Origin of the sequence: Nocardioides sp. JQ2195 (assembly GCF_012272695.1) — a bacterium.
GTDB lineage: Bacteria > Actinomycetota > Actinomycetes > Propionibacteriales > Nocardioidaceae > Nocardioides.
In genome coordinates, this window is the sequence record NZ_CP050902.1 from 1,193,498 (window position 1) to 1,212,887 (window position 19,390).

The 19,390-nt window shown below is 69.9% G+C and carries 16 protein-coding genes and 2 tRNA genes; 10 read left to right on the forward strand and 8 right to left on the reverse strand.

Features of this window, described 5'->3' with window-relative positions:
* Positions 1–28: 28 nt before the first annotated feature.
* The gene (locus tag ncot_RS05710; RefSeq protein ID WP_240938087.1) at positions 29–634 is read left to right on the forward strand and encodes a pentapeptide repeat-containing protein; all 606 of its coding nucleotides are present in this window, start codon (positions 29–31) and stop codon (positions 632–634) included.
* Positions 635–684: 50 nt separating this feature from the next.
* On the opposite strand, the gene ncot_RS05715 is transcribed toward ncot_RS05710, so the two are convergent.
* Positions 685–1,929, reverse strand: a complete 1,245-nt coding sequence (locus tag ncot_RS05715) for an MFS transporter (RefSeq protein WP_240938088.1) — start codon at positions 1,927–1,929, stop codon at positions 685–687.
* Between the two features lie 260 nt (positions 1,930–2,189).
* Entirely contained in the window at positions 2,190–3,047 is an 858-nt protein-coding gene (locus ncot_RS05720) for a 3-methyladenine DNA glycosylase (protein WP_168616743.1), read from the reverse strand.
* A 117-nt stretch (positions 3,048–3,164) separates the two neighbouring features.
* Between ncot_RS05720 and ncot_RS05725 the strand changes: the two genes are divergently transcribed.
* The 6 genes from ncot_RS05725 to ncot_RS05750 all read left to right on the forward strand — a co-directional run bounded on the left by ncot_RS05725 (position 3,165) and on the right by ncot_RS05750 (position 7,210).
* Complete coding sequence (locus ncot_RS05725) at positions 3,165–3,302, forward strand: hypothetical protein (RefSeq protein ID WP_168616744.1); 138 nt, start codon at positions 3,165–3,167, stop codon at positions 3,300–3,302.
* Positions 3,303–3,535: 233 nt separating this feature from the next.
* Positions 3,536–4,345: a fumarylacetoacetate hydrolase family protein gene (locus ncot_RS05730; protein WP_168616745.1), complete on the forward strand. Its 810-nt coding sequence runs from the start codon at positions 3,536–3,538 to the stop codon at positions 4,343–4,345.
* A gap of 14 nt (positions 4,346–4,359) precedes the next feature.
* Positions 4,360–5,856: a glutamate--tRNA ligase gene (gltX, locus tag ncot_RS05735; RefSeq protein WP_277345789.1), complete on the forward strand. Its 1,497-nt coding sequence runs from the start codon at positions 4,360–4,362 to the stop codon at positions 5,854–5,856.
* 9 nt (positions 5,857–5,865) lie between these two features.
* Entirely contained in the window at positions 5,866–6,951 is a 1,086-nt protein-coding gene (locus tag ncot_RS05740) for a type II CAAX endopeptidase family protein (protein WP_277345790.1), read from the forward strand.
* A gap of 34 nt (positions 6,952–6,985) precedes the next feature.
* A tRNA-Gln gene (locus ncot_RS05745) sits at positions 6,986–7,057 on the forward strand.
* Positions 7,058–7,137: 80 nt separating this feature from the next.
* Positions 7,138–7,210: transfer RNA gene (locus tag ncot_RS05750), tRNA-Glu, on the forward strand.
* 178 nt (positions 7,211–7,388) lie between these two features.
* Here ncot_RS05750 and ncot_RS05755 read toward each other — a convergent pair.
* The 4 genes from ncot_RS05755 to ncot_RS05770 are packed head-to-tail and all read right to left on the reverse strand — an operon-like array spanning position 7,389 to position 10,913.
* Positions 7,389–7,787: a universal stress protein gene (locus tag ncot_RS05755; RefSeq protein ID WP_168616746.1), complete on the reverse strand. Its 399-nt coding sequence runs from the start codon at positions 7,785–7,787 to the stop codon at positions 7,389–7,391.
* Positions 7,787–9,352, reverse strand: coding sequence for a tripartite tricarboxylate transporter permease (locus ncot_RS05760; protein ID WP_168616747.1), 1,566 nt, complete (start codon positions 9,350–9,352; stop codon positions 7,787–7,789). The genes ncot_RS05755 and ncot_RS05760 overlap by 1 nt, the downstream gene beginning before the upstream one ends.
* Positions 9,352–9,918: a tripartite tricarboxylate transporter TctB family protein gene (locus tag ncot_RS05765; RefSeq protein ID WP_168616748.1), complete on the reverse strand. Its 567-nt coding sequence runs from the start codon at positions 9,916–9,918 to the stop codon at positions 9,352–9,354. The genes ncot_RS05760 and ncot_RS05765 overlap by 1 nt, the downstream gene beginning before the upstream one ends.
* Positions 9,915–10,913, reverse strand: a complete 999-nt coding sequence (locus tag ncot_RS05770; RefSeq protein ID WP_168616749.1) for a tripartite tricarboxylate transporter substrate-binding protein — start codon at positions 10,911–10,913, stop codon at positions 9,915–9,917. The genes ncot_RS05765 and ncot_RS05770 overlap by 4 nt, the downstream gene beginning before the upstream one ends.
* 97 nt (positions 10,914–11,010) lie before the next feature.
* On the opposite strand from ncot_RS05770, the gene ncot_RS05775 reads away from it, so the two are divergent.
* Together ncot_RS05775 and ncot_RS05780 are read left to right on the forward strand one after the other, a co-directional pair.
* A complete protein-coding gene (locus ncot_RS05775; protein ID WP_168616750.1) occupies positions 11,011–12,642 on the forward strand; it encodes an ATP-binding protein in 1,632 nt (543 codons plus the stop codon).
* Between the two features lie 2 nt (positions 12,643–12,644).
* A complete protein-coding gene (locus ncot_RS05780; protein WP_240938089.1) occupies positions 12,645–13,313 on the forward strand; it encodes a response regulator in 669 nt (222 codons plus the stop codon).
* Here the strand turns inward: ncot_RS05780 and ncot_RS05785 are convergent.
* Together ncot_RS05785 and ncot_RS05790 are read right to left on the reverse strand one after the other, a co-directional pair.
* Positions 13,310–15,439, reverse strand: coding sequence for an alpha/beta fold hydrolase (locus ncot_RS05785; RefSeq protein ID WP_168616751.1), 2,130 nt, complete (start codon positions 15,437–15,439; stop codon positions 13,310–13,312). The genes ncot_RS05780 and ncot_RS05785 overlap by 4 nt on opposite strands.
* A 23-nt stretch (positions 15,440–15,462) precedes the next feature.
* The gene (locus ncot_RS05790) at positions 15,463–16,554 is read right to left on the reverse strand and encodes a class I SAM-dependent methyltransferase (RefSeq protein ID WP_168616752.1); all 1,092 of its coding nucleotides are present in this window, start codon (positions 16,552–16,554) and stop codon (positions 15,463–15,465) included.
* A 98-nt stretch (positions 16,555–16,652) separates the two neighbouring features.
* Between ncot_RS05790 and ncot_RS05795 the strand changes: the two genes are divergently transcribed.
* On the forward strand, positions 16,653–19,379 hold the full coding sequence (locus ncot_RS05795) for a LuxR family transcriptional regulator (RefSeq protein ID WP_168616753.1): 2,727 nt from the start codon (positions 16,653–16,655) through the stop codon (positions 19,377–19,379).
* Positions 19,380–19,390 lie beyond the last annotated feature (11 nt).

The following is a 19,390-nucleotide window of genomic DNA, read 5'->3' on the forward strand; positions in this document are numbered from 1 at the left end:
GCGCCCCTCGGGCGTTACGGTGGCCCCCGTGAGCGAGACCATCGAGAACACCAGCGTCCACTACCGCGACGAGGACTGGTATGCCGAGGACCTCGAAGCCGCACGCTTCGTGCAGTGCACGTTCACCGACATGGACCTCAGCGAGGTGAAGACCTCGGGGGCGACCTTCGACCAGTGCACGTTCGTGAACTCCCGATTCAACGCCAGCACTCATCGGCACACGGCGTTCGTCGCCTGCGACTTCCAACGCACCAGCTTCTTCGACGCCGAGCTCGAGGGCTGCAAGATGATCGGCTCCGTCTTCGCGGAGTGCACGATGCGCCCGATCAAGGTGACCGGTGGCCAGTGGCGCGGCGTGACCATGCGGGGGATCAACCTGAGCAAGCTCGACCTCTCCGGCCTCGACCTGCGCGAGGCAGACCTCTCCCAGAGTGACCTCTCCGGGTCGTTGCTGCGCGGCACCCGGCTCGACGGCGCGAACCTGCGCGAGACGAAGCTGTCCGGCGCCGACCTGCGGGGCGCCGTGCTCGAGCAGGTCGACCTCGCTGCCGCTCAGCTGCGGCGTACCAAGCTGGACCTGGCCGGAGCGATCCTGCTCGCCGAGCTGCACGGCGCGGTCGTCGAAGCCGGCTGACCGCGCCTGCCCACTGCCACAGGCACCGCGCGGACCACACGGGTCTCCGGTCAGGCCGGCTCGGAGGCGTACGCCGGCTGCGATGCGCGAGTGTCTGCGGCGCCCCTGAGCAACGGTCCGCCACCCCAGGACACGAGCACGGCGACGACACCGGCCGCCACGGTCACCGCGAACGCCGGTGTCTGGCCACCCCAGTCGGCGAGCTGTCCGGCAATGGCAGCACCGATCGCGTAGCCGAGCCCGGTCGCCGCGGCCAGCAACGTCATCGCGGCACCGATCCGGGAGCGGTGCGTGATCCGCTCACCGATCGTGAACGTGGTGATCATGTAGGGCGCGATGCACAGGCCCAGCACCAGCAGCACCGGTGACAGGGCGAGCAACGAGTCCACCAGGAGCAGCGGAGTGGCCAGCAGGAACAGGCCGATCGCGAACCAGCGCAGGCGCGCCGGCAACCCGAAGGAGGCCGGCAGCGCAGCGATCGCGAGCCCGGCGATGACGCTGCCGACACCCAGCAGGGCGTGGAAGTAGCCGGTCAGTCCCGGCTGGCCGACGTCGGTCGCCAGCACCGACGTGCCGGTCTGGACCGAGCCGAAGACGGTTCCGATCAGCAGCTGGGAGACGCACAGCAGGAGCAGCGCCGGGGTGAGCAGGCGCACCACGTCCTCGGTGGTGCTCTGGTGCGCGACGTGGGCCTGCCCGGCGGTGGGGTGCAGGGCGAACCGGGCGCCGAAGACGGCGAGGACGACGGCAGCCGAGGCCAGGGCGAAGGTCGGGCTGGCCAGCGAGACACCGAGGCCGACCAGGGCCGGGCCGAGCACGAACGAGGCCTCGTCGGCCGCGCCCTCGTAGGAGAACGCGACGTCGACGAGCTCGTCCTGGTGCTCGCTGCCGGAGGTGATGGGTCGCCAACGGACCCGGGACATCGGGCCCACCTGGGGCAGCAGCAGCCCGGTCAGGCCACTGGCGACAGCGGCCCAGCCCCAGTGCAGGTCGGTGTGGGAGACGACGAGGAGGGCGACCAAGCCGGTGGCGCCGGCCAACGACTGCACCAGCACGATCGGGCGTTGCCCGATCCGGTCGGCCCAGGTGCCCCACAGGGGCGCGCCGACCGCGTTGGCGATGGCGAGGGCTCCGGCACAAGCGCCACCGGCGCCGTACGAACCGGTGGTGCCGGCGATCAGCAGCAGGACGCCGAGCTGGCTCATCGCCAGCGGGATGCGGGCCAGGAAGCCGACCAGGACATAGACGGGGCCGGTCAGGCCGAAGAGATGTCGATAACCGGTGAGGGCTGACAAGGGCTACTCCAGGGTGCGTGGAACGGGTGCGTACCTTCCCGCCCAACAGGTACGCCAGAGCCCTGTGCAGCGCCGATTCTACCGGTCCGAGCGCGCGCGAGCGATTCCGCGAAACGGTGGCGCCGAGGGCCACGAGCGGCAGGGCGGAGTGCGCCCGCGTCGGAGACGAGCGCGAACCGCTGACCGGAGCGTCGAAGGGCGCCGACGGCTCGACAGTGGAGGATCTCACGCACCATCTGCGCGAGATCCTCCACCGTCGCTCACCCGGACACCTCCAGCAGGCGGGCACACTCCTCGATCAGGCGCTGCCGCAAGGGTGCTCCGCGCTCGGCGAACCCGCGCTGCGCTGCGGCGTACTCCTTCTTGCCCTCGGGGGTCTCGATGCGCACCGGCTCGAAGCCGAGGTTGGCGAGGTCGTAGGGCGCGGCCTTCATGTCGAGGACCCGGATGTCACGCGCCAGCTCGAAGCAGTCGGCAACGAGGTCGGAGCAGATCATCGGGGTGAGCCGGAACGCGTGCTTGTAGAGATCCATGCCGGCGTGCAGGCATCCCGGCTGCTCGAACGCCGACCGGTCGTCGCGCCCGGGCTGCAGTGTGTTGAGCGGCCTGGCCGCGGGAGTGAAGAAGCGGAACGCATCGAAGTGGGAGCAGGCGATCCGGTGAGACTCCACCACGGTGTCCGTGCCCGGCCCGCCGAGCCGCAGCGGCCAGTCGGCGTGCCGCGTCTCGTCGTCGTCGAGCTGGTAGACCATCGCCCACTCGTGCAGCCCGAAGCATCCGACGTGGGCCGGCCGCGAGGCGGTGGCCTCGAGGAGCCGGTGGATCGAGGTGATCAGCGGCCGCTGCGAGACCACGTGCTCAACCGACACCGTGCCGTCGGCGTATCCCTTCAACCCGTCGTACGCCGAGGCCTCGCCGCCGAGCGCCAGCCCGAAGCCGGGGTGCCAGCGCCGGAGCTGGGCCGGGCGCTGGGAGTAGTAGGTGAACAGGAAGTCGTGGACCGGGTGCTTGACGCTCGACTCGCGTCGGGCCAAGTGCGGATCGATGAACCGGTCGACGCGTTCGGCGTGTGCGGCGGCCCGCGCGCGCCACGTCGCCTCGTCCAGGACCTCGGTCATGGGAGGAAGCCTAGGAGTGACCCCGACCAAAGTCGTAGTCGAACAATCCCCTGGGTGGATGCAACCAAATCGGTTCCCGGGGAGTCTGTAGGGGTGAGACGAGGATCGGAGAAGCGCATGGCACCCGCACGACGCATCAGCCCTGAAGAGGCTGCACGCCGGCTGACCCTGCAGCTCGAGGCCGCCCGTCGGCGCAGGCGAGCCGAGAGCAGCGCCGGTTCGCGGGTGCTGCGGAGTCGCCTCATGCGTTCCTGAGTGGTTTCGAGACGCTCGTGCCTCGCTCCTCAACCACCGGCGCCGCGTTCCTGAGTGGTTTCGAGACGCTCGTGCCTCGCTCCTCAACCACCGGCGCCGCGTTCCTGAGTGGTTTCGAGACGCTCGTGCCTCGCTCCTCAACCACCGGCGCGACGCTCGTGCCTCGCTCCTCAACCACCGGCGCCGCGTTCCTGATTCAGCTGCCTTGACGGGCGCCAGATAGGCTCGGGTCCGTGCGCATCTGCAGATTCACCACCGGAGAAGACCCGCTCTACGGCGTGCTGACCGGAGAGCTCGACGAGTTCGGCCAGCCTGAGGACGACGCGGTCATCGTCGGCCTGGCCGGCGACCCGCTCTACGTCGGAGTCAAGCTGCTCCAACAGGAGTACAAGCTCGAGGACGTCCGCCTGCTCGCGCCGGTCCTCCCGCGCAGCAAGGTGGTCGCGATCGGCAGGAACTACGCCGCCCACGCCGCCGAGATGGACAGCCAGGTCCCCGACGAGCCGCTGATGTTCCTCAAGCCGAACACCAGTGTCACCGGGCCCGGCGACCCGATCTTCTACCCCCGCCAGAGCGAGAACGTCCACTACGAGGGCGAGCTCGCCGTCGTGATCGGCAGGATCTGTCGCGACGTCCCGGTCGAGAAGGCCACCGACGTCATCCACGGCTACACGATCGCCAACGACGTCACCGCCCGTGACCTGCAGAAGAAGGACGTGCAGTTCACCCGCGGCAAGGGCTTCGACTCGTTCTGCCCGCTCGGCCCGTGGATCGAGACCGACCTCGACCCGCAGACCTTCATCGACGGCGTCACCATCCAGACCCACCTCAACGGCGACCTGGTGCAGGACGGCTCGACCAAGGACATGATCTTCGACATCCCGACGCTGATCGCGCACATCACCAGCGTCATGACGCTGCTGCCCGGCGACGTCGTCCTCACCGGCACCCCCGAAGGTGTCGGTCCCATGAACGTCGGCGACGAGGTCGAGGTCTCGGTCGCCGGCATCGGCACTCTCACGAACAAGGTGGCACAGCGTTGAACCCGAAGACTGGCTTGAACGACGCGAACGTCCTGGGTGACCTCGAGCCCCAGCAGGTCCGGGTCCGGATGGCGCCGTCGCCCACCGGCAGCCCCCACGTCGGCCTGGCTCGAACGGCGCTCTACAACTGGGCCTTTGCCCGCCACTTCGGCGGCACGTTCGTCTTCCGCATCGAGGACACCGACAAGGCCCGCAACACCGTCGAGTCCTACGAGTCGCTGCTCGACCTGATGCAGTGGCTCGGCCTCGACTGGGACGAGGGCCCGCTCAAGGGTGGCGACTTCGGCCCCTACCGCCAGTCCGAGCGCAGCGACATCTACACCGACGTCCTCGCCAAGCTGCGCGAGCACGGGTCGACGTACGACTGCTACTGCACCAACGACGAGGTCGAGGCGCGGCGCAAGGCGAGCGGCTCCAAGGTCATGGGGTACGACGGGTTCTGCCGCGAGCTGACCGACCAGGAGGTCGCCGTCTTCCGTGAGGAGGACCGCAGGTCCGTGGTCCGGTTCCGGATGCCCAAGGGCGAGATCACCTTCGACGACCTGGTCCGGGGTGAGATCACCTTCGACACCCAGTTCGTCTCCGACTACGCGCTGGCCCGTGCCAACGGCGACCCGCTCTACACGCTGGTGGCGCCGGTGGACGACGCGTTGATGCAGATCACCCACGTGCTCCGTGGTGAGGACCTGCTCTCGAGCACGCCACGCCAGATCGCGCTCTACGACGCGCTGAAGGAGATCGGTGTCGCCGAGAGGACGCCGCGCTTCGGCCACCTGCCCTACGTCATGGGCCAGGGCAACAAGAAGCTCTCCAAGCGTGATCCCGAGGCGCACATGGAGCTCTACCGCGACCAGGGCTTCCTGCCCGAGGGCCTGCTCAACTACCTGGCCCTGCTCGGTTGGGCGATCGCCGCAGACCGCGACATCTTCACCCTCGACGAGATGGTCGAGGCGTTCGACATCGGCGACGTCAACCCGAACCCGGCACGCTTCGACCTGAAGAAGTGCGAGGCGATCAACGGCTCCCACATGCGCCTGCTCACCGTGGAGGACATCACCCACCGCTCGATCCCGTTCCTGCAGGAGCAAGGCGTCATCAGCGACCCGGTCAACGACGCCGACGCGCAGCTGCTCGAGCTGGCCATGCCGCTGGTGGCCGAGCGCATCAACAAGCTGGCCGAGGTCCCCGACATGCTGGGCTTCCTCTTCGCCGACGAGGCTGACTTCAGCCGGGACGAGGCCGACGTCGCCAAGCTGCTCAACGACGACGGCAAGGCAGTCGTCCGGGCGTCGTACGACGCGTTGTCCGGGCTGTCCGAGTGGAGCACGGCAGCGATCGAGGAGGCCCTGCGTGCCAAGCTGATCGACGAGCTCGGCCTCAAGCCGCGCAACGCGTTCGGCCCCGTGCGAGTCGCCGCCACCGGCCGTCGCATCTCGCCGCCGCTGTTCGAGTCGCTCGAGCTGCTCGGTCGTGAGCGCGGTCTCGGTCGGCTGCAGAGCGCCCTGGCCTGACGCGCACCCGTGACCGACGACGTACCTGCGCAGCAGCCCGGCCCGCCGAGCCGGCCCGGCCAACCCACCCCGCCGAGCCAACCCGGCCCGCCGAGCCAGTTCAGTCAGCCGAGCCCGCCCGGCCAACCCGCCCCGCCGAGCCAACCCGGGACGGTGCCGGCCGGCGCGCTCGGGTACCACCAGCTCCACCGTGCTGGGGCGAGCAGCTGGTGGCGGTCGGTGCTGGGCGTCCTGCTGCTCGTGGTGATCGCCCTGCTGGTGGTGCCCGGCACCCTCCAGGTGATCACCCTGGTGTGGCTGGCGGCGAACGGCAGTTCCGACATGACCGCTGACTACACCCGGCTGCTCGACCTCGGTGACGTCACGCCCTACGGCCTGGCCTACCTGAACCTCACCCTGGCCGGGCTGATCCCCACGGTGCTGCTGGTCACCTGGTGGCTGCACCGACTGCGCCCCGGGTGGGTGACCTCGGTCGTCGGGAGGATGCGGTGGAAGTTCTTCGTGGCCTGCCTCGGACTCTCCGTGCTCGCCCTGGTGGCCACCCTGTTGGTGGGGTCGGTGGTGCCGTCGAGCGCCTCGGGCGGTGACATCTCCGCGACGCCGAACCCCTTCGACAGCAAGGCCATGCAGTTCCTCCTCGTCGTGATCCTGTTGACGCCCTTGCAGGCGGCGGGGGAGGAGTTCGCGTTCCGCGGCTACCTCACCCAGATGTTCGGCGGGCACTTCCCGACGTACGTCGCGATCATCGGGCCGGCCGTGCTCTTCGCGTTGGCGCACGGGGTGCAGGACCCGCCGATCTTCGTCGACCGGCTCGCCTTCGGACTGGTCGCCGGGATCCTGGTGGTGCGCACCGGTGGGCTCGAGGCGTCGATCGCGATGCACGTGCTCAACAACTGGCTGGCCTTCGGGCTGGCGATCGTCTTCGGCGACATGAGCGACACGTTGAGCCCGTCGGGCGGCACCTGGTGGAGCCTGCCGGTGACGCTCACCCAGTCGCTGGTCTACCTCGCGCTGGCCCTGTGGGCGGCCAAGCAGATGGGGTTGTCGAGGTCGACCCAGCGGTCCGTTTTGGCGGCGTCGCGGGGTCGCGTGTAAGGTTTCCTTTCGGTTCCTCGGGAGCCGAAACCATTGGGATATGGTGTAATTGGCAACACGACTGGTTCTGGTCCAGTTATTCTAGGTTCGAGTCCTAGTATCCCAGCGAAGTCGCAGCCCCGGCTGCGATTTGGAGCGAGAACAAGGCTTCGGCTAAGGTTTCGCTCGGCTTCGAGAGAAGCAGTTGCCCCCGTCGTCTAGCGGCCTAGGACGTCGCCCTCTCACGGCGGTAACGCCGGTTCAAATCCGGTCGGGGGTACAAAACCCCAGCAGGGCCCGGTCATCACGACCGGGCCCTGCTGCTTTGTGCGCGTCCCTGCATCAACCTTCTGCATCAACGTCATACGCCCCGGTCGCGATGACAACCGGAGCGTATGACGTTGCGCGGGGCGTATGACGTTGCGCGGAGCGTATGACGTTGCCCGGGGCGGGTGCCGTCAGCGCGGGGGCTTCACCAGCAGCACCGCACACTCGGCGCCCAGCAACACCCTCTGTGCGACGCTGCCCATCAGCAGCTTTCCGACCGGGGAACGCCGCCGGATGCCGAGGACGACCAGGATCGCCTCGGTCTCCTCGATCGTCTGCAGCAGCTGCTCGGCGACGTCGTGGCCGAAGCTCTGCCGCACCTCACAGTCGACCCCCGAAGAGCTCAGCTGCTCCTCCAGGGAGGCCAGCTGGGCAGTCGAGGCGAAGTGCTCGTCCACGTAGGCATCGCCCCGGCTGGCGTTGGCGACCAGCACCCGGGCCCCACGCAGGCGGGCCTCCTCGAGGGCACGTTCGACACCTGTGGCGCCGTACTCGTCAGGGCTGTAGCCGACCACGATCGTTGGCTTCATCAGTGCACCAGCTCCTTCTCGTTGTCGAACCCGTCCGAGCCCCGGGGTCCGGCGGGACCGTCGATGTCGTCGGGGTCACTCGGATTGTTGCGCCCCCGCGCCTTGAGCACCAGGGGTACGACGATCACCAGCGCAGCGATCACGTAGAGCGCGATCCCCAGCTTCTCGCTCCACAGGGCCGACAGGTCGCCACCGGAGATCGCCAGGGCCTCACGGAACCGGGTCTCCATCAGCGGCCCGAGGATCACCCCGATGATCAGCGGCAGCACCGGCAGTGCGAAGCGTCGCATCATGAAGCCGACGAGTCCGAAGACCAGCAGCAGGAAGATGTCGAACGCACGCTGGCTCGCGGCATAGGCGCCGAGTGAGGCGAAGAACAGGATCCCCGAGTAGAGGTAGGGCCGAGGGATCGAGAGCAGCTTGGCCCACAGCGGCGCCAACGGCAGGTTCAGCACCAGCAGCAGGGCGTTCCCGATCAGCAGGCTGGCCAGCAGGGTCCACACCAGGTCCGAGTGGTCCGTCATCAGCTGGGGACCGGGCTGGATGCCGTAGGAGGTGAGAGCGGCCAGCATCACCGCTGACGTGGCGGTGACCGGGATGCCCATCGCCAGCAGGGGCACGAAGGTGCCGGCGGCCGACGCGTTGTTGGCTGCCTCGGGGCCGGCGACCCCCTCGATGGCGCCGTTGCCGAACTCGTCCTTGTTTCGCGCCAGCTTTCGCTCCAGCAGGTAGGAGAGGAACGTCGGGGTCTCCGCGCCACCGGCGGGGACGGCACCGAAGGGGAACCCGAGCGCGGTCCCACGAAGCCACGGCTTCCAGGAGCGGCCCCAGTCGTCCTTGCCCATCCACGGCTGCCCGACGGGGATGATCTCCAAGGGCTTGCGGCGCAGGTGCGCCGCCACCCAGAGTGCCTCGCCGAGGGCGAAGATGCCGACCGCGACGATCACGATGTCGAGACGTCCACCGAGCTCGGGCCGACCGAAGTCGAGTCGCGGCTGGCCGGTGTTGAGGTCCATCCCGATCAGGCCGAAGGTGAGGCCGAGGAACAGGGAGATCCACCCGCGCAGCTTGGATTCACCGAGCAGGCTGGTCACCAGGACCATGGCCAGCACGATGATCGCGAAGAACGACGGAGCGCCGATGGTGACCGCGAAGTCGGCCAGGACCGGGGCGAAGAAGACCACCAGCAGGGTGCCGATGGTGCCGGCGATGAAGGAGCCGATCGCGGCAGTGGCCAGGGCCTGCGCGGCCCGGCCCTTCTTGGCCATCTTGTTGCCCTCGATCGCGGTCATCACCGACGCCGACTCGCCGGGTGTGTTCAGCAGGATCGAGGTCGTCGACCCGCCGTACATCCCGCCGTAGTAGATCCCGGCGAACATGATGAAGGCCTGCGTCGGCTCGAGGCCGAACGTGACCGGCAGGAGCAGCGCCACGGCCATCGCGGGGCCGATGCCGGGTAGGACACCGACGAAGGTGCCCAGCAGGACGCCGATCGCGGCGTACATGAGGTTCTCAGGGGTCAGCGCGGCGCCGAGGCCGTCTGCGAGGAGTCCGAGGTTGTCCATCAGAGGATCCCGTCCAGGATGCCGGGCGTGAGCGGGATGCCCAGGCCGACGTAGAAGCCGTACCAGCTGCCGACCGACATCACCGCGCCGACGATCACGTCGCGGATCAGGGTGCGGCTGCCGAGCGACCAGGCCGCTCCGGCGAAGAGGAACGCGCCCACGATCGCCCAGCCGAGCCAGTTGACGGTGGCGACGGTGATCAGCAGGACGGCGACCAGCTTGGCCACGGTGACCCAGTCGGCCGGCACGGTGAGGTCGACGTCCTCGCCCGCCTCGGCCTGGGGAGTGTCACCACGCAACGTGGCCAGCACGAGCAGCGCGGCGAGCACGAGCATCACCGAGCCGATCACGTAGAGGAACATCTTCGGCCCGACCGGGTCGGCGAAGCCGACGGTCAGCGTGGTGGCGTCGTAGAGCGTGTAGGCCCCGATCGCGGCGAGCAGCGCGGCGACGCCGAGCTGTGCCCGATCCTGTCTCCTGGCCGGCGACGTGGTCGGTGACGCGTCCGGCGACGTGGCCGGCGACGTGCCCGGCGACGTGCCCGGGGTGGTTGCGTGTGAGCTCACAGTCCCAACTCCTTCATGGTGTCCTCGACCCGGGCGTTCTGCTCCTCGAGGAAGCTCTTGAAGTCGTCACCGGTCTTGAACTCGTCGATCCACTTGTTGTCCTTGAGCGCCTTCTGCCACTCGGGCGACGCGTGCATCTCCTTGAGGTAGTCGATCATCGCGTCGCGACGCTCCTCGGAGATTCCGGGCGGGGCGAGCACGCCACGCCAGTTCGTGAAGACCAGGTCGACGCCGGACTCCTTCAGCGTGGGGAACTTGCTGAACATCTCGCCCTCGAGGCGCTTCTCACCGGAGACGGCCAGCACCCGCAGCTCACCCTCCTTGATCTGGCCCTCGAACTCGCCGAGCCCGGAGAAGCCGACCTTGATCTTCTCGCCGAGCAGGGCGCTCGTGAGCGGGCCGCCACCGTCGTAGGGGACGTAGCGGACCTCGCGTGGTGCGATGCCGACGGTCCTGGCCAGCTGCATCGGGAAGAGGTGGTCGGGTCCGCCGGGGGACGAGCCGCCACCGACGGCGATCTGGTCCGGGCGCTTCTTCCAGTCCTCGAGGAAGTCGTCGACCGTCTTGTACGGCGAGTCGGCCGGCACCAGGATCCCCTCCTGGTCCTCGATCAGCTGGGCCAGGGGCGTGGCGTCCTGGAGCTTGTCGTCCAGCCCGAAGGAGTACGCCGACCCGACGACGCCGAGACCGACGGTGAGCATGGTGTGCTCGTCGTCGGAGCGCATCAGCTCGGAGAAGGCGATGGTCCCACCTGCGCCGGTGATGTTGTGCACCTCGAACGTGCCACCGGTGATGTCGCCTGCCTCCATCGCGGCGACGGCGGCGCGGCCGGTCTGGTCGTACCCACCGCCCGGGCTGTTGGGGATCAACATGGTCATGTCCTTGGACGGGTCACCTCGGGTGACGCCGCACCCGGCGCCGGCCAGGGCGACCAGTGCCAGCACGAGCAGGGGCGCCCAGCGGGCCCTGCCGCGGGGTCTCGTGGTGCGGGGCATCACGGCTCCTTCGAATCGGGGGATGGAACGTTCACACCGATCGTGGGGAATGATGTGGCGGGCGTCACCCTTGCGGAACCAAAGGAGGTTGTGGAACTTGTGGTCATCGGTGCGAAGTGGCCGGTTCCGGCTGAGCCTGGCCGGTCAGTTCCTGGCCCTCCAGCTGATCGTCCTGCTCGTCGTGCTGGCGTTCGCTGCCGTGATCTCGGTGCGCCAGAGCTCCGCCGAGTTCCGCGACGACCGCGGCACGACGCTGCGCGCAGCCGCCCAGCAGCTGGCCAACCTGGAACCGATCCGCAGCAGTCTGGCCAGCGGTGACATCTTCGACTCCCTCAACGGCTACCTCGCCACGACGCAGTCGCGCAGCGCGTCGACGTACGTCGCGTTGGCGGATGCCGAGGGAGACATCGTGCTCTCGCTCGATCCCGACGACGTCGGAGGACGGCTGGACCTCGGTGGCTCCGACGTCCAGCAGATGCGGATGTGGACCGGCGACGTGACCGTCGACGGGAAGCGTTCCATCGCCGCCCAGGTGCCGGTCGTGGTGATCCCTCAGTCGAAGGGGGATCCGCAGCCACCACGCCTGGTCGGCATCGTGATGGTCTCCGAGCCCTACCCGACCCTTGGTGACCGGATCGACCGTTGGCTGCCCGACCTCGCCCGCTTCCTGGGCATCGGCCTGGCCGTCGGCCTGGTCGGCTCGTGGTTGCTCTCCCGGCTGATCAAGCGCCGGACGAGGGGGCTGGAGCCGGCCGAGATCGCGGCCCTGGCCGACCAGCGCGAGGCCGTCCTGCACTCCATCCGTGAGGGCGTGGTCGCCGTGTCCGACGACGGGCGCGTCACGGTGATCAGTGACAGCGCACTGGAGCTCCTCGAGCTCGCGCAGGTGCGCGAGGGAGCGTCCGTCCGTGAGCTCGACCTCGAGGAGCCGGTGCGTGAGGCCCTGCTCGCCACCGAGGACGTGCACGACCAGGTGCTGGTCGTGGCGGGCCGGGTGATGGTGCTGAACCGCAACCGGGTGCTCGACCGAGGGCGCCAGGTCGGCACCGTCACCACGTTGCGCGACCGCACCGAGCTGTTGGCCATGCAGAGCGAGCTCAGTGCCCGCGAGTCGATCACCGAGACGCTGCGTGCCCAGACCCACGAGTTCAACAACCAGTTGCACACCATCTCCGGGCTGCTCCAGCTGGAGGAGTACGACGAGGTGTCGATGCTGATCGGTTCGCTGGCTCGCCAGCGAGCCGAGATCAGTCAGCACGTGCTGGTGCACGTCGACGACCCAGCCGTCGCGGCCCTGCTGATCGCCAAGGTCAGCCTGGCCGCTGAGCGTGGGGTCTCCATCGTCCTGACCGACGACTCCGACCTGCCGCGCCTGGACCCGGACCTGTCCGCCGACGTCGGCACGGTGCTCGGCAACCTCGTCGACAACGCGGTCGACGCCACTGTCGCGGCCGGCGGCCCCCGCATCGACGTACGTCTCCTGCGTGACGACACCGAGGTGGTGGTCCAGGTGGTCGACACCGGCCCGGGGGTGGCCGACACGGAGGAGATCTTCCGGCGTGGCTACTCGACGAAGCCGAGCGACGCGAGCGGCCGCGGCGTGGGACTGGCGCTGGTGCAGGTGGTGTGCGAGCGGCGCAGCGGTGTGGTCTCGGTGCACAATGACGCGGGCGCGGTGTTCACCGCGCGGTTGCCCCTGAAGGGAGGCACGACATCGACACGGAGCTGAGCGTGCTGGTCGTCGACGACGACTTCATGGTGGCCTCCATCCACACCCGCTTCGTGGAGCGGACCGAGGGCTTCCGTGTGGTCGGCGTGGCCGCGACCGCGGCCGCTGCGCTGGACGAGATCGACCGGTTGCACCCCGATCTCGTGCTGCTCGACGTGCACCTGCCCGACCGCACCGGCATCGACGTGCTCCGCACGCTGCGTGGGGGTGGCAACGACGTCGGGGTGGTGATGGTGACGGCCGCCCGTGAGTCGGACACCGTCCGTGCTGCGGCGGCGAACGGTGCCGCGCACTACCTGGTGAAGCCCTTCGAGTACGACGACCTGCGGGTCCGGCTGGAGGCGTTCCGGGCGACGCACCGGGCGCTGGCCACGGAGGGGGCGGCCGGGCAGGAAGACATCGACGCGGTCTTCGCGCCGGTGGTGGGTGGGCGCCCCGTGGCCCTGCCCAAGGGACTCAGCCCGGAGACCGCCGAGAGCGTCCGCCTCGCTCTCGAGGAGCACGACGAGATGTCGGCCGGGGAGTGCTCCGAAGCGGTCGGCGTCTCCCGGGTGTCGGCTCGTCGGTACCTCGAGCACTTCGTGGAGACCGGCGTGCTCGACGTGAGACTCAAGTACGGCGGCGCAGGTCGCCCGGAGCGTCGCTACCGTCGCCGCGCGGGCGTCTCCTAGAGCAGCGCGGCGATCAGGGCGGCGGCGTGGGCCGCGCCGTCGGACTCGACGGGGAGTCCGCCGGGCTCGACGTGCAGCTCGGCGACGACGTTCTCGGCGAGGACCTCGGGCTGTGCCGCGTCCGCCCACGCCAGGTGCCGGCCCACTCCGTATCTCTCGAGCCGGTGCCGGACGTGGAAGTTCTGCTCGAAGTGATGCTCCAGGGGCACGTAGAGGAACGGCGTGCGGGTGGCCGCCAGCTCCATGCAGGTGGTGAGGCCACCCTGGACCACGGCGACGTCGGCAGCCGCGAGGTAGCGGTGCAGGCCGGGCAGGTAGCCGCGGATCTCGGCACCGCGGCGGTGGGGGAGGGACGCGGGGTCTATCCGTGGCCCGCAGACGACCAGGAAGCGCAGCTCCGGGACCAGGCGCCGCACCTCGGGAACCGCGTCGAGGACCGCACGCAGCAACGTGGACCCGACGCCGGAGCCGCCGACGCTGACCACGCACAGGAGCTCCTCCGGTCGGAGTCCCAGCTGGTGACGGAGCCGTCGGGTCGCCCGCGGTCCGGGTGTGGCCGAACCCGTCACGTAGCCGGAGAACTCGAAGTTCTGCTCGGTCCACTCACGGATGGAGGGGAGCCCCGGCCCGAAGGAGTCCGCGACCACGTCGTCCGGGTGGCCCACGAAGACCGATCTGTCACGAAGCCCGGGGTGTCGGGACCGGTGCTCGATCATCTCTGCGTTGTAGTCGGCGGTCAGTCGTGCCTCGTTGTCGCCGCCGTCGGGCATCGGGAGCCAGCCGACGAAGTCGGTCAGCCAGGCGAAGGCACAACGCTTGCGCTCCGGGCACTCGTGCAGGAAGTGGTCGATGTCCCACGCCTCGTCGGCGACCACCAGGTCGTGGTCGCCCTCGGCGACCAGCTCGTCGAAGACCATGAAGTTGTTGACCATGATCTCGTCCATCCGCCGGATCGCGTCGAAGACGTGCAGGTCGTGCTCGCCCGACTCCGCCTCGATGTGCGCGGACTCGTTGGCCAACCAGTGCGACGCGGGGTGGACCCGCTCACCGGCCTCGTCGAGGACCGCTGCAACCGGGGACTGGGTCAGCCAGTCGACCTGCAGACCGGGATGCAGCAGGCGCATCTGGTCGGCGATGGCCAGGTCGCGCAGGGCGTGACCGAGCCCGATCGGCGACGAGGCGAACAGCACCCGCTTGGCCCGGGTGCGAGGACCGGGCGGCCGGTGGTTCGGCTTCCGGGCAGTCCCCTCGGTGAACTCCCGGATCGCAGCGTTCACCCGCACGGGGTGTCGTGTCGGCAGGCCGTGGCCGGCACCCTCGAGGAGGACCAGCGAACCGTGGGTCAGCTCGGCGAGGCGTTCGCCGATGCGGTGCGTCCGGATCCGGTCCTCCGTGCCGTGCATGACCAGGACCGGGCAGCGGACCCGCGTGCAGAACGGCTCCATCGGGTCCGTCCGGGCCCCCTCGAGCCCCAACCTCCCTGCCTCGGTGTCGGCCAGGGTTCCCGGCTCGACGTCGGCCGACCAGGCCAGGGCGTCCTCGATCTGCCGGGTGGAGTGCGGGTCGTTGAACATCTGGTCGAAGAAGAAGCCCCGGAAGTCGTCGTAGCCTCCCTCGAGCCAGTAGTGCTTGTTGTGCTTCGCCCATCCGTCGGTCGTGGTGAGGTGGTCGTCCCAGCGGAACTGGTCGCGAGGGGCAGCCCCCACGTCCAGGCGACAGGCGGGGGCTATCGCGACGACCCCGCGGACGCGTTCCGGGTGGGTGGCAGCGACCCTCACGGCCCACGTCGCACCACATGAAAGGCCGACCAGGACGGCCGTGCGGGTGCCGCTCGCGTCCAGGACGGCGATGAGGTCCTCGGCGTGCTCCGCGTCGGAGTACGCCGAGGCCCCCACCGGCCTGCTCGACCGTCCGGAGCCGCGTCCGTCGAAGGTGACCACCCGGAAGTGTCGGGCCAGGAACGGCACCTGGAGCTTCCACGAGCGGGAGTCGACGATGGCCCAGGGTGGGACCAGCACCACGGTGGTCCCGCCCTCGCCGTACACGTCGTAGGCGATCCTCACGCCGGCGCGCTCCGCCGTCCCGCTCTGGTCAGGTCGTCGGACGCGCCGCTGCTGCGTGGTCACTTCTCCATGGTGCACCCACGGCGTCAGGGCCGCACCTCGTAGACCTTGTTGAACGGGGTCTCCGCGGCAACCCGGAACCGGCTGAACCCTGCGGCGGTGACGACGTCACGGATCCGGGCGGGACCGGCCTGCGCGCCGAGGCCGAGGCCGACGTCCTGGGACAGCGAGGCAGGAGTGCACAGCAGGGTGGAGAAGCCGTAGTAGGCCCTGCCCACGGGATTGAAGTTGTCCTCGGGACGGTCGCCGGCGGTCGGCTCGACGATCATCCACGTGCCGTCGTCGGCGATCGAGTCCCGGATGTTGCGGGCGGCGCCGACCGGGTCTCCCATGTCGTGCAGGCAGTCGAAGGTGGTGACCAGGTCGAAGTCGGTCCCGGCCACGCTCTGTGCATAGTCGGTGACGAAGGTGATGCGGTCCGCCACACCGGCTTCCTCGGCCCGTGTCCGAGCGGTCTCGATCGAGGCCTGGTGGTAGTCCGAGCCGATGATCCGGGACTGCGGGAAGGCGGTGGCCATCAGGATGGCCGAGGCGCCGTGCCCGCAGCCGACGTCGGCGATCGTGCCGCCGGCCTCGAGCTTCGCCACGACACCGTCGAGCGCCGGCAACCACGCATCGACCAGGTTGGCCACGTACCCCGGACGGAAGAAGCGTTCGCAGCCGACGTGGACGTCCGCGTTGTGCTCACCCCAGCCGAATCCGTCACCGCGACGGGCGGCCTCGATGATCTCGTGGGTGTCGGTGATCGAACCCACCGCGGTCTGGAACAGCCCGGGCAGGTAGGCCGGGCAGTCGGGTTCGGTGAGGGCCAGTGCGTGCTCGGGAGGAAGGGTGTAACGACCTGTCTCGGGGTCGTAGGAGACGTAGCCGCCGGCCGCCTGGGCATTGAGCCACTCGCGTGCGTAGTGCGGCTCGGTCCCGGTGTGCTGGGCCAGCTCCGCTGACGTGCTGGGACCCTGCTCAACGAGCGAGCGGTAGTAGCCCAGCTCGTCGCCCAGGACGACGAGCGCCGCATTCAGGCTGGCGCCCACCTCGTCCACGGCGCGGAAGACGAAGGCCATCAGCTTGTCGTGGTCGATCTCGGTGGTTGCTGGTGCGGGATGGTCGATGGTGGTCATGGCAGCTCCTCGGGTGGTGGTGGGTCGTGCCACCGTGACATCGCCGTGCGGTCCTCCGAATCAGGTGCCCCACCTGGTCCTTCGCCTACCATCGACTCATGATCATCGGCCGCGATGCCGAGATCCTGGCGATGGAACGGCTCGTCGGCGGCGCCCGGATTGCCCGGAGCGGTGTCCTGGTCGTCACGGGTGAGGCCGGCATCGGCAAGACCTCCCTGCTCGACCACGTCGCCGGCACGGCGGAGTCCGTGCGGGTGCTGCGTTCCCGGGGCAGTGAGTCCGAGCAGGACCTGCCGTTCTCCGGGCTGCACGCCCTGCTGCGGCCGGTCCTCGGCCTCGTCGAGGCCATTCCCGCACCCCAGGCCGACGCCCTGGGAGTCGCCCTGGCCCTGCGTGAGGGCACCGCCGCGGATCGCTTCGCCGTGTCGGCCGCGACGCTCAGCCTGCTGAGCAGGTGCGCCGAGGACCAACCCCTGCTGCTCGTCGTCGACGACGCCCAGTGGTTGGACCGGCCGTCCGCGGAGGCCCTCGTCTTCGCGTGCAGGCGCCTGATGGCCGACCCGGTTGCCGTGCTGGTGGCGACACGGCCGGCGCCCGGCAGCCCTCTTCACGACGCACCACTCCCGCAGCTGCCGCTCCGGGGACTCACCGTCGAGCACGTCGCACAGCTGCTGCGCGCCCGGACGGGCGCCTCGGTGCCCGGTGACCTCGCCGACCGGATCCGGCGGGCCACCGGAGGAAACCCGCTGGCGGTGGCCGAGCTGGCCGCAAGCCTCGACAGTGTCGCGTCCCTGGCCCCGCCCAGTCCCGTGCAGGTGTCCGACCGGGTCCTGGGGGAGTTCGCCCGACGTGTGTCCGGCCTGGCAGCCGACGCCCGGACCGCGCTGCTCGTGGCCTCGATCTCCGAGGGAGACGTGACGGTCGCCGATCGGGCACTCGCCGGCATGGGCATCCACGTCGGCGTCCTCGACGAGGCGGAACGCGTCGGCCTGGTCCGGCTCAGTGCCGGCCACCTCGAGTTCCGTCACCCGTTGGCCCGGGCCAGTGCCTATGCCTGCGCACCTGCGGACGAACGTCGGCGGGCGCACCGGGCCGTGGCCCTGGTCCAGCCGGCGTCCGCACCGGATCGGCGGGCGTGGCACCTGAGCGAGGCGACGATCGGTCCTGACGACGACCTCGCCGTCGCGATGACCGAGGTCGCGGAGCGGGCGGAGAACCGGGGAGCGCACTCGGTCGCGGCGACCGCATTCGAGCGCGCCGCGTCGTTGTCCTCCCAGGAGGCGAGGCGTGCCGTCCTGCTGCGCGGCGCCGGTGAGGCCGCTTCGTTGGCCGGACAGGTCGTGCGGGCGCTCGGCCTCCTCGACCGCGCCGCCACGTCGGCGCCCGACCTCCGTCTGCGCGCCGAGGTCGAGGGCACGCGCGGCCAGCTCGAGATGCGAACGGGGTCCCTGAGGAAGGCCCGGGTGCTGCTGCGGCGGGCGGTGGCCGGGCTGGCGTCGGCCGATCCCGACACCGCGGCCATCTTCGCCGCAGACCTCGTGCAGACCTGTTTCCTGCTCGGTGCGACGACCGATGCGTCGGAAGCCGCGACGCTGCTGGAGGAGCTGCTGCCCGGCACGACGACGCCGTACGCCGACGTGCGGGGACGGGTCTGGATCGGTGTGGCCCGTGTGCTGGCCGGTCAGCCGGGGATCGAGCTGATCCGCTCGGCACTGGAGGAGCTGGCCGCGGGGACGTGGTGGCGCGACGACCTGCGGCATCCGTCCTGGATCGTGGCTGGGGTGCTGTTCCTGCGCGAGTCGTCCACGGCACACGAGTTCCTCGAGACCGTCGTGCAGGAGATCCGCGACCGATGTGCGCTGGGGATGCTGCCGGACCTGCTGTTCCACACCGCGCGCGATGACGCGACCACGGATCGGTGGGCGGCGGCCAGGGCCGGCTACGACGAGGGCATCGACCTCGCGCGCGAGTGCGGGCTCTCCACGGACCGGGCGATGCTGCTCGCCGGGCGGGCCTGGTTGCGGGCCCGCACGGGCGACTCGGACGGTGCCCGGGCTGACGCAGCGGAAGCCTCCGCGCTCGCCGCGGAGAACCGGGTGCACCTGGCGCGGGCCTGGTCGCTGTTCGCCCTGGGTGACCTCGACCTGGGACGTGGCCTCCCCGAGCAGGCCCTGGCCCACCACGCCGGGCTCGACTCCTACCTGGAGCGCATCGGGCTGCTCGATGTCGACCTGTCTCCCGGGCCGGAGATGGTCGAGGCGCTGGTCCGGTGCGGACGTCGGCCCGAGGCCGTGGCTCGCGCCGACGACTACCACCGGAGGGCCATCGCCAAGGGTCAGCCCTGGGCGATCGCGCGCGCGGAGCGAGCCCTGGCCGCCGTGACACCGGGGGAAGCAGCGGCCGTCCACTTCGAGCGTGCCCTGGTCCTGCACCGCGACAGCCCCGACGCCTTCGAGGACGCCCGGAGCCGGCTGGCCTACGGGGCCTGGTTGCGACGGTCACGACGACGCGTCGCGGCTCGGACGCTCCTGCGGGAGGCACTCGCCACGTTCGACCGGTTGGGTGCCGAGCCCTGGGTCCAGCAGGCCGCCCTCGAGCTGGAGGCCACTGGTGAGCACCCGCACCGACGCGGCGATCGGAGCATCGACCTGCTGACACCACAAGAAGTCCGCATCGCGGCGATGCTGGGCAGTGGCCGGACCACTCGGGAGGCTGCGGCGGCGCTGTTCCTCAGCCCGAAGACGGTGGAGTACCACCTCCGTCACATCTACACGAAGCTGGGAGTCCACTCGCGCGACGAGCTCAGCCGGTCACTCGACCAGTGACGGTGGGGTCT

What these genes read in the sequence shown, in the direction of transcription:
- ncot_RS05720 (WP_168616743.1), bottom strand. Translation starts at nt 3,047, where the DNA reads ATGACCGAGGTCCTGGACGAGGCGACGTGGCGCGCGCGGGCCGCCGCA.
- ncot_RS05725 (WP_168616744.1), top strand. Translation starts at nt 3,165, where the DNA reads ATGGCACCCGCACGACGCATCAGCCCTGAAGAGGCTGCACGCCGGCTG.
- ncot_RS05755 (WP_168616746.1), bottom strand. Translation starts at nt 7,787, where the DNA reads ATGAAGCCAACGATCGTGGTCGGCTACAGCCCTGACGAGTACGGCGCC.
- ncot_RS05760 (WP_168616747.1), bottom strand. Translation starts at nt 9,352, where the DNA reads ATGGACAACCTCGGACTCCTCGCAGACGGCCTCGGCGCCGCGCTGACC.
- ncot_RS05770 (WP_168616749.1), bottom strand. Translation starts at nt 10,913, where the DNA reads ATGCCCCGCACCACGAGACCCCGCGGCAGGGCCCGCTGGGCGCCCCTG.
- ncot_RS05790 (WP_168616752.1), bottom strand. Translation starts at nt 16,554, where the DNA reads ATGACCACCATCGACCATCCCGCACCAGCAACCACCGAGATCGACCAC.
- ncot_RS05795 (WP_168616753.1), top strand. Translation starts at nt 16,653, where the DNA reads ATGATCATCGGCCGCGATGCCGAGATCCTGGCGATGGAACGGCTCGTC.